This window comes from Alsobacter sp. SYSU BS001988, assembly GCF_054796215.1.
Genome location: NZ_JBTAMK010000005.1, coordinates 10,374 through 23,851, shown reverse-complemented (window position 1 = coordinate 23,851; position 13,478 = coordinate 10,374). Strand labels below are relative to the sequence as shown.

Here is a 13,478-nt window from a genome sequence, read left to right as displayed (position 1 = left end):
CGCCGCCGCCCATGTTCACTCGCGCACGAACCTTCAATTGAAGGGCGGTGGGTCCCGGTTCAGCCGTTCTGCGAGCCGCGCGCCGCGGCCTCGCTGACGCGTTCCTCCGTCAGGCGGCGACGAAAATCGGCCAACTGGCGGACGGCCTCCGCCGTGAGCACCCTGGCGGTCCGCAGCTCCTCCCGCAGCGTCCTGGCGTGGGCGAGCTCGATGCTGGATTGGCGGAGAAGTTCGTCCGCGCGTTGGATTAGGGCGTCGGGCATCGGGGGTCCCTTAAGTGGCGCCGGAGCGTGCTTCATGGCAAATGCCCCCGCAACATTTGGTGCGCTAACAGGCGAAGCTCACGCCGCTCGCCGGGGGCGAAGCGGGAGGCGCCCCTTGCGCTGGCCATGGATGACGGCCATTGCTGCGCGTGATGTCCGAATTGCGACACTTTCCGCCGCCGTGGTCGGTCTCGCGCGAGACCGGGGGCTACGCCGTCGCCGATGCGACTGGCCTGCGCCTCGCCTTCGTGGACGCGGGCGAACTCTCGATCGACGACGGCGACCCTAAGGACCGGCTGCTCCTCGACGACGCGCTGTGGACTGCGGGAGCGATCGCCCAGATCCCGGTCCTGATGGGCGCGATCGACCCGCCGGAAACCGCCTGGGCGCCCGTCAACTTCCAGAGGCTGCCCTTGCCGTGGCAGCTGCTCGAAGGCGCGGGATTCTTCCTGATCCGCGCCGTCAACATGACGTCGGTGTGCTGGATCCACTACGGCCCGGAGCGCGGCCTGGACCGCGAGGAGGCCGGCCGGGTGGCCAATGGCGTCCTCAGCCTGCCGGAGATGCTGGCCGGCCTCGCCGCCGGCCAGACGCTGCGGGCCAAGGGCTGATCAGGCCTCGGCCGCCGTGAGGCCGTCGGCGCGCGGACGGGACCGCGGCTGCGCCGCCTGGCGCTCGTAATAGGCCAGCATGTCGGCCGGCCGGATCGGCGCCTCGCTGCGCCTGCCCATGAAATAGACGCCGCAGGCCGCGTCCGCGTTGTTGCGGCGCCGGGCGACGCGATCGAGGAAGCGCAGCGCGAAGAAGGGCAGGGTGAGCGCCGTCGCGGCCTTGTCCGGCGCGCCGAGCGCCCGGAGCAGGTAGCGGATCGACCAGATCGTCGCCGTGCCGGCGCCGCCGACCGGGCCCGAGTCCACCTCCTCGAAGCTCCGGAAGAGCCAGCGATGCCCGCTCAGGGTGAAGCGGGTGAAGTCATAGGCGCCCTCATGGACCTGCTGCATGAAGGGCGTGTCGGCGTAGACCAGTCCGCCGGGGCGGAGCACCCGGTGGATCTCCGCCACCACGATGGCCGGATCGAGCACGTGCTCCAGCACCGCCTGGATCCAGATGGCGTCGAACGCGCCCGTGGCGAAGGGGAGCTTGTGGGCGTCCGCCACGTAATGGGTGTGGCGGGACGCGTAGACGTCCGTGCAGACGAGATCGATGTCGTCCCTTTCGTACAGCTCCGAGGCGCCCGAGCCGACCGCGCCGCCGCCGATGACGAGGATGGCCGGCCTCGGCCGCTCGCGCTTGGCCTCCCGGACGAGGCGCGCGCACATGGCGGCGGCGACCGGATTGCTGCCGATCACGAGCTCCCTCAGGCGGGTCTTCAGCGACCTTCCGGTGTCGTCGCGGGGGCGAACCGATCCCCGGCCGTCCTGGAACGCGCCTTCGGTGAAGATGCTGGCTTCGAAATCGACGAGAACGGGCTGCCCGCTGACGCTCATGAAGCTGCGCTTCGACAGCCCGCATTCTGCGTTCTGGCAAGCGAAGCGCTCGCCGAGAGGCGCGATGGCGCCCAGACAGCGAGGGCACCGGGCGACGTCGATCAGCCTCATCCTGCGACTCCTTAACGATTCGTTAACACGAACGTCAGGATCCGGGACAAGTCACGCATGACTTCGCGCGATGGTTAACGAGATTTGACGATTGGCAAAAGCGCCCGGCGGGCGCGGCGTCAGCCGGCCCGGGAGCCCGCGAGCGCGATCCGATCGGGCGCGGGGCGAAGCGGTTCGGGCGGCGGGCGGACGGCCAGGCGCAGCTTGGCGTCGAGCAGGGCGTCGAAGATCTGGTCGGAGATCTCCTCCAGCACGGCGCTGCGCGGCGCGTCGGGAGGGATGCGTCCCAGGATGTAGGCCGCCCGTTCCCGGCACTGCAGCGCAAGCCGCTCCAGTTCCCGGACCGCGTCTCCCGGATGGGTCAGGGCGAAGGCGGTGGTCAGGTCGGTGAGAGCGCTGCGCAGCAGGGAGTTGGCGACCTGCAGTTCGGCGAAGCTTTCGTTCCGGCGCATCATCATGGTCTTTGCGGATCTCCGCCCCACGCCTGAATGCTCCCACGAACCCGTGATCGGTTCGTCGCCGAAATGCGTCCAATTCGACGCAAGCCGGGGCCGTTTCCGCCTGCGCATAGAAAAGGCCCCGCCGGAGCGGGGCCGAAGTCAGGGAGGAAGTTGCAATGTCTGGATACTACTCTGATTCCGATCATTCGACCGTCACAGAAAGGACACAGCCGGTCGGGAACTGGACTTCGCCGCTCGGAACCTACAAAGCAGGCCCGCCAACACGGCCGAGCCGGCTCGATTACGAGGCGACAGGAGCGTCGGAAGCGCGTTCGACGAGGTTGAAACAGTCCTGACCGGCGTCGTCCGGCTCGAAACTGCTTTCCGCGGAGGCGAAAGCGGCTTCCATCATCCGCGAATAGTCGTCTTGCGCGAATTCCAGGCCGAGTTCGTCGGTCAGATTGAGATGGTGGCCCCAGCCGGCCCGCAGCATGGCGGGCGACGGCGCGGCCAGCGTCAGCCGAACGGCCCTGACCAGAGCCTGGAGCTCCTGGTCGCTCAGCGCCGACCGACGCCCGATGGCGCGAAGCTGACGGGCGAACTCATGGGTCAAGGCGGATACTTTCGACACGTGCCAACCCCATGTTCAGCCCAGGCGACGCCCAGGGCCCAGTCTTGGTTCTTTTCACCTGAATGATGTGCGGCAGCGCACATCGCCGTCTTGACCGCATCGGGCATGAGGTGCACCCGGCGCGACAGCCTCGCCCCGGCCCCCGCCGGCCCCCGATCGCCTCCCGCGACTCGAGCGGGTTGGAAATTCCCGCGAAAGCCCTTATGCCTCCCGCCGGGCCGCCTCGGCTCGGGAGGGCCGCCTCTCACACGCGAGGCTCTGCCGGGGTCGTCCATGTCCTCTCCGCCGCTCTTCGAGCGCCTTTTCGGTTTCGTCGAGGCCAGCCACGCGCGGGCCGCCGCGATGCTGGTGGTGATCTGCCTGGCCCTGTTCGCGCCGGGCCTGCGCGGCATGCCGCCCATGGATCGGGACGAGCCGCGATTCGCCCAGGCGTCGAAGCAGATGCTGGAGACCGGCGACCCCGTCGACATCCGCTTCCAGGGCGAGGCGCGCCACAAGAAGCCCGTCGGGATCTACTGGATGCAGGCCGCGGCGGTGTCCGCCGGCGAGGCGCTGGGGCTTCCCGCCGCCCGCACCACGATCTGGCTCTACCGCTTGCCCTCGCTGCTGGGCGCGATCCTGACGGTGCTGTTCACCTATGCGGCCGCCGTGGCGCTCTCCACGCGCAGGGCGGCCTTCGTCGCCGCGCTCCTCACGGCCTCGGTGATCCTGCTCGGGGTCGAGGCGCGCCTGGCCAAGACCGACGCCGTGGTCGCCGCCACGGTGGCGATCGCCATGGCCGCGCTGGCCCGCGTCTACATGAACCAGGACGACCGGGGCTGGCGCCTCTCCTGGGGCTGGGCGGCGGCGTTCTGGGCCGCCATCGGCGTGGGCGTCCTGGTGAAGGGGCCGATCACGCCGGCGGTGGTCGGGCTCGCCGCGCTGACGCTCGCCGTCGCGGACCGCCGCGCCGCCTGGCTGAAGCGGCTGCGGCCGCTGCCCGGCCTCGCGCTCGTCGTCCTCATCGTCGCCCCCTGGGTGGTGGCGATCACGCTGAAGAGCGGCGGCGCCTTCTTCCAGGAGGCGGTGGGACAGGACATGCTGGCCAAGGTGGGCTCCGGCAAGGAATCCCACGGCGCCCCTCCGGGGTCCTATCTGGCGGCCTTCTTCGCCACCGCCTGGCCGCTCGCGCCCTTCTTCCTGCTGGCTCTGCCCTTCGTGTGGCGGGCGCGGCGCTCGCCGACCGTGCTCTTCGCGCTGGCCTGGGCGATCCCGATGTGGATCGTCTTCGAGCTGGTGCCTACGAAGCTGCCGCATTACGTGCTGCCCCTCTACCCGGCGCTGGCCATCCTCACCGGCATCGCGGCCGAGCAGGGCGCTCTCGCCCTGCGCGGCTGGGGCCCCAAGGTCGTAGCCGCGCTGCTGCCCTTGGTGGCGGTCGCGCTTTTGGGCGCCGTGGCCGTCGGGTTCTTCCACTATGAGCGCACGCTGCCCGTCGCGGCGCTCGCCATCCTGGCGGGCGCGGTCGCGCTCTCGGCGCTGGCCTGGCGCGCCATCGTGGACGGCCTGTTCGGCACCTCCGCGATCTACGCGGCCCTGACCGCGCTCGCGGTGTGCTGGGGCGTCTACGCCTTCGCGCTGCCCGCGTTCCGGACGACCGCTCTCAGCCCGAGGCTCATGGCCGCGGCCCGGACGGCCGGGCAAGGCGCGGGCTGCGCCGCGCCGGCGCTGGCGACCGCCGGATACCGCGAGCCCAGCCTCGTCTTCCTGGGAGGCACCGACCTCGCCATGACGGACGGCGAGGGGGCCGCCCGCTTCCTGGCGCAGTCGCCATGCCGCATCGCCTTCGTGGTGCGGTCGATGGAGCCGCAATTCATCGAGGCCGCCCGCAACGAGGGGCTCACCCCGCGCCTGACGGAGCGGGTGCAGGGCCTCAACCTCAATGGCGGGCGCCGGCTCGACATCGGCGTCTATCTGCGCGACGCCTCCGCGCCTGCTCCGGCGGCGCCCGCTCCGGCCCCTCCGGCCGAGGCTGCGAAGCCCGACGCGCCGGCGGCCGACGCCCCCAAGGCCGAATCCCCGCCCAACGCGTCCACGTCCGAGCCCACGCCGCCGCCGGCCGCCCCCGAGGCCCCGAAGCCGGCCGAGCCCGCGCCGGCCGAACCCGCGCCGGACGCGGCCGCGCCGAAGGCCAGCCCTCCATGAGCGTCACGCCCGAGGCTGGCCCGGAGGCCGCCGCGCCGCCGCGCATCAGCGTGGTCGTCCCGGTGCGCAACGAGCAGGACAATGTCGGCCCGCTGGTCGCCGAGATCGAGGCCGCGTGCGCGCCGCACGGTCCGTTCGAGGTCGTCTATGTCGACGACGGCTCGAGCGACGGCACGCCGGCCGTCCTGCGCGAACTTGCGGCTGCGCGCCCGTGGCTGCGCTGCATCCGCCACGCCCAGAGCTGCGGCCAGAGCGCCGCGGTGCGGACCGGAGCGCGGGCCGCCCGCGCCCCCATCGTGGTCACCATCGACGGCGACGGCCAGAACGACCCGGCCTACATCCCCCGGCTCGTCGCCGCGCTAGAGGCGGCGGGGCCGCGGGCCGGGCTGGCCGCCGGCCAGCGCCTCGGCCGCAAGGACACGGGCTTCAAGAAACTGCAGTCGCGCGTCGCCAACGGCGTTCGCTCGCGCGTCCTCAAGGACGGCACCCGCGACACCGGCTGCGGCCTCAAGGCCGTGCGCCGCGAGGCCTATCTGGCGCTGCCCTATTTCGACGCGCTCCACCGCTTCATGCCGGCCCTGGTCCGCCGCGAGGGCTACGAGGTCGTGCTGGTCGACGTCATCGACCGCCCGCGCCTGACGGGGGTGTCGAATTACGGCTTCTTCGACCGTCTCTGGGTGGGCATCCTCGACCTCGCCGGCGTGTGGTGGCTCATCCGCCGCCGCCGGCGCGTCCCGCAGGCCGTCGAGATCCAGCCGTCCGGGGCCCCGCGGGAGAACGCCTGATGCTCGTCGCCTTCTCGCACGGCCTCGCCGACTACCTCTGGGACGTCTTCATCGCCCGCTTCGACTTCTGGCTGGCCTTCGGCATCGGCGCCCAGTTGCTGTTCACGGCGCGCTTCCTGGTGCAGTGGATCGCGAGCGAGCGGGCGGGGCGCAGCGTCATGCCCATGGCCTTCTGGTTCTTCTCGCTGCTCGGCGGCCTGATGACGCTGGTCTACGGCATCGTCCGGCGAGAACCGGTCATCATCCTGGGCCAGGCGCTGTCGGTGTTCATCTATGTGCGCAACGTCATGCTGATCCTGAAGGAGCGCGGCTAGGCGGTCGGCAGCATGGCGAAGCCGGCGGCGACGGGTTCGGCGTGGTCGACCGCCGTCACCTGGGCCACCTCGGACATCCGGGGCCCGTGGCGGCAGGCCAGCAGCATGTCGTCGACGGCCTGCGGCTCGCCGCAGAACACCGCCTCCACCGAGCCGTCGGCCCTGTTGCGCACCCAGCCGGACAGGCCCCTGCGGACGGCGTGGCGCTCGGTCCAGGCGCGGTAGCCGACCCCCTGCACGCGGCCGGTGATGACGACTCGGACATTGCGGGTCATGCTGCGCTCCTGGGGCTGGGCCGGACGCGTGCTGGCGCGTGTCGGGCCGCATCGCCCGGCCCTGTGTGCTTTTTGTGACATCGGCCGCGGATCGGGCCGCTTTCCGGGACGTCGCGGAACGCTTGGCAGGCGTCCGCATTCGGGTTTAATGGCCCAGGTTGGGCTGTAACAATGGGGTTTTCAATGCGCATCGGAATGATCGTCCTGGTCGCGGCGGGCGTCGCGGGTTGCATGCCCTCGACCACGAGGGTCTCCGCTCCGTCGTCGCCTTCGGCCGTCCAGCCGGTCAGTCCGGGCGCGAAGCGGATCAGCTATGACGGCTCGGGCGGCTACATCCTGCCGGACGGCGCGGTCGTGGCGGCCGATCCCTCCGGCGGCTTCACGCTGCCGAACGGCGCGCGGGTGAACCCGGACGGACGCGGCGGCGTCGTCCTGCCCAACGGGGCGCGCTGCGCTCCGGACGGCGCGCGCGGCTATATCTGCCCGTAACGAGGTCGCCGCGGCCCAGAGGCCCTGGCGGGCCCGGGCCGCGACGGACCCTGCGCTAGACGCCGCCCATCGGGGCGAACAGGCAGACCTTGTCGCCCGCCGGCTGGATCACCCTCTCCCGAGCCCAGGCGTGCCTGCACCAGTGGAAATCGCGATCCGGCGACATCCGGACGTCGCGGAACGCGATGGTTTCGCCATTGGGCAGGAAATAGCCGTTCGGCATGATGCGGACGCTGTCGGGAGGCAGCGCCTCGCAGTCCTTGTCGGAGCAGCACTCCCAGGGATACCAGGAGTGGGACATGGCCGGTGACGCAGCCAGAACCATCGACGCCAACGCAAGCGCGCGCATGAGGCCCTCCACAGTGGGGCCGCGCCGGACCGACAGCATCGACGGACGAGCCGGTCGGACGCGGGTTTCGGACACAGGGCGTCGTGCAAGCCCGGGGCCAATCGGAGGCCCGCGGCAAACTCTCCGCCGTTGCGCGAGTTGTCGTCACGTGGTTGCAACACTTTCGCGTGCAGCGGCCCGGGGGCGGCGAGGCCTCAGGCCGGCGCGAGCCGGCCGGCGCCGAGGCCGCATGGGACCTGCGCTCGGACGCGCCGCATCAGGAGGCAAGCCATGAACGACCCGGGCGCCGTGGAGACCGCATCCGAACGCCGCGCCGTGGCGCATCCCGCCGGCCCCTGCACGCTGGTGATCTTCGGCGCGACCGGCGACCTGACGCACCGTCTGCTCACCCCGGCGCTCTACAACCTGTCGCGCTGGGGGCTCCTGCCGGAGGACTTCGCCGTGATCGGCGTCGGCCGGACCGAGCAGGACGAGGGCGCGCTGAAGGCCGACCTCACCGCCGCCCTGAAGCGCTTCACGGCGTCGCGGCCCGGCCAGGAGGCCGGCTCGGCGGTCGACGGCCCGGCCTGGGAGCGGGTCGTGGCCAGGATGGAGTATCTCGCCGGCGACCTCGAAGACGCCTCGACCTTCCAACGCCTGGGCGAGCGGATCGCCGCCAGCCGGGGCGGGCGGGGGGCTCGGGGCGGGGTGCTCTACTATCTGGCGGTGGCGCCGGCCCTGTTCGGGCCGGTGATCCGGCGCCTGGGAGAGGCCGGCCTCGCCCGGCAGGAGGGCGAGGCCTGGCGCCGCGTCATCATCGAGAAGCCGTTCGGCCACGACCTCGCCAGCGCCAAGGCGCTGAACGCCGAGATCCGAACCGTGCTGGACGAGGACCAGATCTACCGCATCGATCATTTCCTCGGGAAGGAGACGGTGCAGAACATCATGGCGTTCCGGTTCGGCAACGGCTTCTTCGAGCCGATCTGGAACCGCGACCATATCGATCACGTCCAGATCACCGTCGCCGAGACCGTCGGGGTGGAGAAGCGGGGCCGCTTCTACGAGACCACCGGGGCGCTGCGCGACATGGTGCCGAACCACCTCTTCCAGCTCTACACCCTGACCGCGATGGAGCCGCCGGCCTCGTTCGAGGCCGATGCGGTGCGCAGCCGCAAGCAGGACGTGCTGACCGCGACCCAGACCCTGTCGCCCGAGGACGCGGCGACGCGCGTCGTCCGCGGCCAGTACGGCGCCGGGACCGTGAAGGGCGAAGCGCGGCGGGCCTACCGCCAGGAGCCGGACGTCTCGCCCCAGAGCGAGACGGAGACCTATGTGGCCATGAAGCTGATGATCGACAATTGGCGCTGGGCCGGCGTTCCGTTCTACCTGCGGACGGGCAAGTCGCTCACCGTGCGCGACACCGAGATCGCCATCCAGTTCAAGCACGCGCCGCTGGCCTTGTTTCGCGGCACGGGCGTGGAGCGCTGCCCCGGCAACTGGCTGATCATCCAGATCCAGCCGGACGAGGGCATCTCGCTGCAGTTCGGGGCCAAGCGTCCCGGGCCGGAGGTGAGGCTGGAGCGGGTCCAGATGAGCTTCTCCTACGCCGACCATTTCCAGATGCAGCCCAGCACCGGCTACGAGACGCTGATCTACGACGCCATGATCGGCGACCAGACGCTCTACCAGCGGGCCGACAACATCGAGGCGGGCTGGCGCGTCGTGCAGCCCATCCTGGACGCCTGGAAGAAGGGCGGCGTTCCCCTTGCGTCCTACCCGGCCGGAAGCGCCGGGCCGGCCGAGGCGGACGAACTGCTGGCCCGCGACGGACGCCGCTGGCGGCCCCTGTGATGCGCGACGCGACGGCGCTGGAGACGCAGCGGCTCAGCCTCGCGCCCCTGGAGGGGGCCGACGCGGGCGGGCTCTTCGACGCCTTCTCGGACGACGAGGCCATGCGCTTCTGGGACAGCCCGGCGCATCGCTATCCCGACGAGACCCGCGAGGTCGTCGAGGCGCTGCGCCGGTCGGCCCATGGCGCCTGGACGCTGCGGCTGAAGGCCCGGCGCGCGCCGGCCGGGCTCGTCTATCTGCTCGACGCCCCGACGGGAGAGCCGGGCCTCGGCTACATCCTGCGGCGGGACCTGTGGGGCCGCGGGCTCGCCACGGAGGGCTGCCATGCGGCTCTCGGATTCGCATTCGACGCCCTCGGGCTCGAGCGCCTGGAGACCTGGGTCGACGCCCGCAACGCCGCCTCGCTCGCCGTCGCGCGGCGCCTCGGCTTCGTCGAGGCGCGGCGTTTCGCCGACCGGTTCCCGCACGAGGCCGCGGCGCACGAGACCGTCGTGTCGCGCCTCGACGCGGAGCGCTTCCGCGCGGCTGCGCCCAGCCTGGGGCGGGCCGCCCTGTGCTGACGCTCTACCGCGACGAAGACGGGGCCGTGCGCGCCAGCACCGGCCTGGACCTGCCGCCCGGCGTGATCTGGATCGACCTGCTCGATCCCACCGACGAGGAGCGCGCCTTCGTGGAGAGCCGCGCCCGCCTGCGGACGCCGTCCCGCGCCCAGTTGAGCGAGATCGAGGCGTCGAGCCGGCTGATCGTCGAGGGCGACGTGCTCTATCTCAGCACCCCGGTGGTGGGGCGCGGCCCTGACGACGAGCACCATGTCTCGCCGGCGGGCTTCGTGCTGTCGCCCAGGCTGCTGGTGACGATCCGCTACGACGAGCTCGCCGCGTTCGACGCCGTGACCGAGCAGATCCGCAAGGACGAGACGCTCGCCAGCGGCGTCGGCGTGTTCGTGGCGCTTCTGGAGGCCATCGTCGACCGCGGCGCGGACGTGCTGGAGCACCTCGGCGCGCAGCTGGAGAAGACCTCGCGGTCGGTGTTTCGCGGCGATCCCTCCAACCCCCGTCACGCGGTCCGCTCCACCCTGCGGCTGCGGGTCACGCTCAGCCATCTCGGCGGGATCGGGGAGCGGGTGTCGCAGGCGCGCGACGTCCTGCTCGGCGTCGGCCGCATCGCCTCCTTCGCCAGCGACGTCGGGAACGCCTGGATCGGGCCCGAGATCCGCGTGCGCCTCGCGGCGGTGACCAAGGACATCGCCTCCTTGAACGACTATGAGGGCCACCTCGCCAACAAGGTGCAGTTCCTGCTCGACGCCGTGCTGGGCTTCATCACCATCGAGCAGAACGACGTCTTCAAGGTGCTGACCATCGCGTCGGTGGCGGGCATTCCGCCGACGGTCTTCGCCGGGATCTGGGGCATGAACTTCAAGGCCATGCCGGAGCTGGACTGGCGGTACGGCTACCCGCTCGCCGTCCTGGCGATCGTGCTCAGCGCGGTGCTGCCGCTCGTCTGGTTCAAGGTGCGGGGCTGGTTCTGATCACTGCAGGGCGGCGGTGAGCCTGGCGATGTTCTCGACCAGGCGCTTGCGGACGGGGCGGCGACGCCAGTCCTCCAGGGTCAGGCGGCTGGCGTTGGCGACGTAGCCGCCGATCACCTCGCGAAGCCGGACCACGAAGGCGCGGTCATAGACCACGAGCGTAACCTCCATGTTCAGGGTGAAGGACCGGATGTCGAGATTGCTGCTGCCGATGGTGGCGATCTTGTCGTCCACCACGACCGACTTGGCGTGCAGCAGCACGGGCGCCCGGTACAGCCGGATCTCGACCCCGGCGCGCAGGAGCTCCTCGTAGAAGGAGCGCTGGGCGGCCACCACCACGGCCTGGTCGACCGCTTCGGAGTTGACCAGCGTCACGGTCACGCCCCGGCGGGCGGCGCTGGTGATGGCCAGCATCAGCGCTTCGTCCGGCACGAAATAGGGCGTTACGATCGTCAGGCTGCGCCGGGCGGCGTGCGCCAGCGCGGTGAAGAGGCGAAGATTGTTCTCGTCGTCGAAGCCCGAGCCGCTGGGCAGCACCTGGGCCACGGCCCCGGCCGAACCGGCGTCCGCGGGGGGCGCCGCCGCGGCGATCCCGCCCGGCTTGCCGAAGCTCTCCGACAGCCAGTCCACCGCGAAGACCGCGTCGAACTCGAGCACGGCCGGCCCCTCGATGCGCACGCACAGCTCCTCGTAGGTGAGGCCGTCCGTGCGGTGGTAGCCCCGTTCGATGAGGTTCATGGAGCCCGTGAAAGCCACCGCGGCGTCGATGACCAGAAGCTTGCGGTGGTTGCGCAGGTCGAAGCGCAGCCACTCCCGCACGCTAAGGATCGGCAGCATGGCACGCCACTCGACGCCGGCCCGGGTCAGCCGCTCCCGCATCTCCCGCTTGCGCGGGAACTTGCGCGAGCCGATCTGGTCGAAGAGCAGCCGCACCCTCACGCCCCGGCCGACGGCCCGCTCCAGCGCGGCGAACAGGGGCTCGGTGGTCTCGTCGAGGGCGACGATGTAGAACTCCACATGCACATAGCGGGTGGCGGCGTCGATCGCCTCGACCATCCGGGCCAGGATGCCGTCATAGCCCCACAGCAGGTCGAGCCTGTTCCCGCCGGTCGCCGGCATGCCGCCCAGGCTCCGGGCCAGCTCCACATGCCGCCGGTCCCGGGCGGGCACCTGCGGGTCGAACAGCGCGAGGCGCTCGGGCGGCAGGGCGGCGAGCGAAGCCGCGATCGCCTCGCCCATCCGGGCCTGCAGCTCGCGCCGCCGGCGGGGCAGGCGCGGGTCGCCGATCATCAGGAACAGGGCCAGCCCGAGGAAGGGCGCGCCGGTGATCAGCAGCAGCCACGCCGTCGCCGAGGACGGCTTGCGGTCGCCCGGCACGACCACGAGCGCCGCGATCACGATCACCCCATGCGCCAGCGCCGCCGCGACGCCCAGCCAGGATCCGCCCATCGCTCCCTCTACCGGACGCATCCCGAACGGCGCCCCCCGGAAAGGAAGCACGGCGGCCGCGAAACGCAAAGAATGCGGGCCAGACGCCCTGGCCCGGCGCTGCTCAGGCGCGATTGGCCGCACGGCGAGCGGTTGACGCGCGGGCCGGCCGGAGCGAGCCTGAGGCCAGGGCGGGAGGGTCTCATGCATCCTACAGGTTCAAGGGTCTGGCGGGCCGGCTTGGCCGCGCTCTGCGTTGCGGCCGGCGCCCTCTGCGCCGGGGCGCCGGCGTCGGCGGCGACGTTCAGCGTGCTCGAGCCCGGCAGGCGCGGTCCGCTGGCCGTCGTCATCCAGGGCAAGATCGACACCGGCGACAGCCTGCGCTTCGCCGAGCTGCTGATCCGGCTCGACGAGTCCCGTCGGCGGGTCGGCCTGGTGGCGCTGGACTCGCCGGGCGGGTTCCTGGGCGAGAGCCTCGCGATCGCCGAGACGGTGCGCCGGCGCGGGCTGCCCACCTATGTGGTCGACACCTGCGCCAGCGGCTGCTTCATGATCTTCGCGGCCGGGTCGCGCCGGCTGGCCTCGCGCACGGCCCGCATCGGGGTGCACACCGCCTTCACAAGCCGCGGCTCGAGCGACAAAGGCACGGCCATCATGGCGTCCTACGCGGTCAAATATGGCGTGCCGGTCGGGGTCGTGGCCAAGATGATGGGCACCGCGGCGCCGGAGATCGCCTGGCTGAACCGCAGCGACATCAAGGCCATGCATGTCACGGCGACGCGATGAGGGCGGCCCTCAGCGGCTGAGCAGATAGGCGGCGATCTCGCGGGCCTCGGCCTCCGAGACGCCCGTGTTCGGCATCGCGCTGCGGGGCGAGACGCCGCGGGGATCGTAGATCCAGCGCACGAGGTTGTCCGGCGTGTTGGGCAGCACGCCCGCCAGATAGACGCGCGAGCCGACGCCGTCGAGCGGCGGGCCGACCCGTCCGTTCGCCTGCGGGACGGGCCGCAGCAGGTGGCAGCCGCCGCAGCCATAGCGGCGGAAGAGCTCGGGCCCGCGGGTCGGGTCCGCTCCCGCCAGCGCGATCGCCTGCTCGCGCTTGCGCCAGGCCGAGTCGGACCAGAACCACCCGGCCGCGGCGATCGCCGCCAGAACGAGCGCGGCGACGAGCAGCCCGACGCGTCCGCCGGCGGAGGCGGACGTCGCCGCGACGATGTCGGCGGGGTCGTGCAGCTCGGCCTCCGCTTCGGCCTGGGCCTGAACCTGCGCCTCCGTCTCCGGGTCCGCGGCGGGGGGGGGGGGGGGGGGGGGGGGGGGGGGGGGGGGGGGGGGGGGGGGGGGGGGGGGGGGGGGGGGGGCGGGGG

17 protein-coding genes are annotated in these 13,478 nt (G+C 71.8%); 9 read left to right on the top strand and 8 right to left on the bottom strand.

The annotated features are described in order from the left end of the window. Window positions 1–59: 59 nt before the first annotated feature. Window positions 60–263: a hypothetical protein gene (locus ACYVO7_RS11700; RefSeq protein WP_460450003.1), complete on the bottom strand. Its 204-nt coding sequence runs from the start codon at window positions 261–263 to the stop codon at window positions 60–62. A gap of 152 nt (window positions 264–415) precedes the next feature. Here ACYVO7_RS11700 and ACYVO7_RS11695 point away from each other — a divergent pair, with 152 nt between their 5' ends. Further along, on the top strand, window positions 416–874 hold the full coding sequence (locus ACYVO7_RS11695) for a hypothetical protein (RefSeq protein WP_460450002.1): 459 nt from the start codon (window positions 416–418) through the stop codon (window positions 872–874). On the opposite strand, the gene ACYVO7_RS11690 is transcribed toward ACYVO7_RS11695, so the two are convergent. The 3 genes from ACYVO7_RS11690 to ACYVO7_RS11680 form a co-directional block, all read right to left on the bottom strand. Further along, window positions 875–1,861 carry a class I SAM-dependent methyltransferase gene (locus ACYVO7_RS11690; protein ID WP_460450001.1) on the bottom strand — a complete coding sequence of 329 codons (987 nt, stop codon included), beginning with the start codon at window positions 1,859–1,861 and terminating at the stop codon, window positions 875–877. 119 nt (window positions 1,862–1,980) lie between these two features. Then, window positions 1,981–2,319: a hypothetical protein gene (locus ACYVO7_RS11685; RefSeq protein WP_460450000.1), complete on the bottom strand. Its 339-nt coding sequence runs from the start codon at window positions 2,317–2,319 to the stop codon at window positions 1,981–1,983. Between the two features lie 283 nt (window positions 2,320–2,602). Beyond that, complete coding sequence (locus tag ACYVO7_RS11680; RefSeq protein WP_460449999.1) at window positions 2,603–2,932, bottom strand: hypothetical protein; 330 nt, start codon at window positions 2,930–2,932, stop codon at window positions 2,603–2,605. A 273-nt stretch (window positions 2,933–3,205) separates the two neighbouring features. Here ACYVO7_RS11680 and ACYVO7_RS11675 point away from each other — a divergent pair, with 273 nt between their 5' ends. From ACYVO7_RS11675 to ACYVO7_RS11665, 3 genes are read left to right on the top strand one after another with little or no spacing between them, the layout of a single operon-like run. Next, window positions 3,206–5,116 (top strand): ArnT family glycosyltransferase, encoded by a 1,911-nt coding sequence (locus ACYVO7_RS11675; protein WP_460449998.1) that lies wholly within the window; start codon window positions 3,206–3,208, stop codon window positions 5,114–5,116. Next, entirely contained in the window at window positions 5,113–5,901 is a 789-nt protein-coding gene (locus tag ACYVO7_RS11670; RefSeq protein WP_460449997.1) for a glycosyltransferase family 2 protein, read from the top strand. Before ACYVO7_RS11675 ends, ACYVO7_RS11670 begins: the two co-directional genes overlap by 4 nt. Beyond that, the gene (locus ACYVO7_RS11665) at window positions 5,901–6,215 is read left to right on the top strand and encodes a lipid-A-disaccharide synthase N-terminal domain-containing protein (RefSeq protein WP_406858417.1); all 315 of its coding nucleotides are present in this window, start codon (window positions 5,901–5,903) and stop codon (window positions 6,213–6,215) included. Before ACYVO7_RS11670 ends, ACYVO7_RS11665 begins: the two co-directional genes overlap by 1 nt. On the opposite strand, the gene ACYVO7_RS11660 is transcribed toward ACYVO7_RS11665, so the two are convergent. Beyond that, window positions 6,212–6,490 carry an acylphosphatase gene (locus ACYVO7_RS11660; protein ID WP_460449996.1) on the bottom strand — a complete coding sequence of 93 codons (279 nt, stop codon included), beginning with the start codon at window positions 6,488–6,490 and terminating at the stop codon, window positions 6,212–6,214. The two genes, ACYVO7_RS11665 and ACYVO7_RS11660, sit on opposite strands and share 4 nt — an antisense overlap. 183 nt (window positions 6,491–6,673) lie before the next feature. Between ACYVO7_RS11660 and ACYVO7_RS11655 the strand changes: the two genes are divergently transcribed. After that, window positions 6,674–6,979, top strand: coding sequence for a hypothetical protein (locus ACYVO7_RS11655; protein ID WP_460449995.1), 306 nt, complete (start codon window positions 6,674–6,676; stop codon window positions 6,977–6,979). 55 nt (window positions 6,980–7,034) lie between these two features. Here ACYVO7_RS11655 and ACYVO7_RS11650 read toward each other — a convergent pair whose 3' ends face one another. Next, window positions 7,035–7,328 carry a hypothetical protein gene (locus ACYVO7_RS11650; RefSeq protein WP_460449994.1) on the bottom strand — a complete coding sequence of 98 codons (294 nt, stop codon included), beginning with the start codon at window positions 7,326–7,328 and terminating at the stop codon, window positions 7,035–7,037. A gap of 270 nt (window positions 7,329–7,598) precedes the next feature. Between ACYVO7_RS11650 and zwf the strand changes: the two genes are divergently transcribed. Genes zwf through ACYVO7_RS11635 form a run of 3 tightly spaced genes read left to right on the top strand, consistent with a single transcriptional unit; the run spans window position 7,599 to window position 10,686 of the window. Beyond that, on the top strand, window positions 7,599–9,158 hold the full coding sequence (gene zwf, locus ACYVO7_RS11645; RefSeq protein WP_460449993.1) for a glucose-6-phosphate dehydrogenase: 1,560 nt from the start codon (window positions 7,599–7,601) through the stop codon (window positions 9,156–9,158). Then, window positions 9,158–9,718: a GNAT family N-acetyltransferase gene (locus ACYVO7_RS11640; protein WP_460449992.1), complete on the top strand. Its 561-nt coding sequence runs from the start codon at window positions 9,158–9,160 to the stop codon at window positions 9,716–9,718. Before zwf ends, ACYVO7_RS11640 begins: the two co-directional genes overlap by 1 nt. A 26-nt stretch (window positions 9,719–9,744) precedes the next feature. Continuing rightward, window positions 9,745–10,686: a magnesium transporter CorA family protein gene (locus tag ACYVO7_RS11635; RefSeq protein ID WP_460449991.1), complete on the top strand. Its 942-nt coding sequence runs from the start codon at window positions 9,745–9,747 to the stop codon at window positions 10,684–10,686. Here ACYVO7_RS11635 and cls read toward each other — a convergent pair whose 3' ends face one another. Further along, complete coding sequence (gene cls / locus ACYVO7_RS11630; RefSeq protein ID WP_460449990.1) at window positions 10,687–12,135, bottom strand: cardiolipin synthase; 1,449 nt, start codon at window positions 12,133–12,135, stop codon at window positions 10,687–10,689. A gap of 183 nt (window positions 12,136–12,318) precedes the next feature. Between cls and ACYVO7_RS11625 the strand changes: the two genes are divergently transcribed. Further along, window positions 12,319–12,900 carry a COG3904 family protein gene (locus ACYVO7_RS11625; RefSeq protein WP_460449989.1) on the top strand — a complete coding sequence of 194 codons (582 nt, stop codon included), beginning with the start codon at window positions 12,319–12,321 and terminating at the stop codon, window positions 12,898–12,900. A 9-nt stretch (window positions 12,901–12,909) separates the two neighbouring features. On the opposite strand, the gene ACYVO7_RS11620 is transcribed toward ACYVO7_RS11625, so the two are convergent. After that, window positions 12,910–13,478, bottom strand: a 569-nt coding sequence (locus ACYVO7_RS11620; protein WP_460449988.1) for a c-type cytochrome, incomplete at its 5' end; no start/stop codon positions are given.

Coding starts and splice junctions, on each gene's coding strand:
- cls (WP_460449990.1), bottom strand. CDS start 12,135: ATGGGCGGATCCTGGCTGGGCGTCGCGGCGGCGCTGGCGCATGGGGTG.
- ACYVO7_RS11660 (WP_460449996.1), bottom strand. CDS start 6,490: ATGACCCGCAATGTCCGAGTCGTCATCACCGGCCGCGTGCAGGGGGTC.
- ACYVO7_RS11670 (WP_460449997.1), top strand. CDS start 5,113: ATGAGCGTCACGCCCGAGGCTGGCCCGGAGGCCGCCGCGCCGCCGCGC.
- zwf (WP_460449993.1), top strand. CDS start 7,599: ATGAACGACCCGGGCGCCGTGGAGACCGCATCCGAACGCCGCGCCGTG.
- ACYVO7_RS11690 (WP_460450001.1), bottom strand. CDS start 1,861: ATGAGGCTGATCGACGTCGCCCGGTGCCCTCGCTGTCTGGGCGCCATC.
- ACYVO7_RS11625 (WP_460449989.1), top strand. CDS start 12,319: ATGCATCCTACAGGTTCAAGGGTCTGGCGGGCCGGCTTGGCCGCGCTC.
- ACYVO7_RS11675 (WP_460449998.1), top strand. CDS start 3,206: ATGTCCTCTCCGCCGCTCTTCGAGCGCCTTTTCGGTTTCGTCGAGGCC.
- ACYVO7_RS11665 (WP_406858417.1), top strand. CDS start 5,901: ATGCTCGTCGCCTTCTCGCACGGCCTCGCCGACTACCTCTGGGACGTC.
- ACYVO7_RS11655 (WP_460449995.1), top strand. CDS start 6,674: ATGCGCATCGGAATGATCGTCCTGGTCGCGGCGGGCGTCGCGGGTTGC.
- ACYVO7_RS11640 (WP_460449992.1), top strand. CDS start 9,158: ATGCGCGACGCGACGGCGCTGGAGACGCAGCGGCTCAGCCTCGCGCCC.
- ACYVO7_RS11695 (WP_460450002.1), top strand. CDS start 416: ATGTCCGAATTGCGACACTTTCCGCCGCCGTGGTCGGTCTCGCGCGAG.
- ACYVO7_RS11685 (WP_460450000.1), bottom strand. CDS start 2,319: ATGATGATGCGCCGGAACGAAAGCTTCGCCGAACTGCAGGTCGCCAAC.
- ACYVO7_RS11700 (WP_460450003.1), bottom strand. CDS start 263: ATGCCCGACGCCCTAATCCAACGCGCGGACGAACTTCTCCGCCAATCC.
- ACYVO7_RS11650 (WP_460449994.1), bottom strand. CDS start 7,328: ATGCGCGCGCTTGCGTTGGCGTCGATGGTTCTGGCTGCGTCACCGGCC.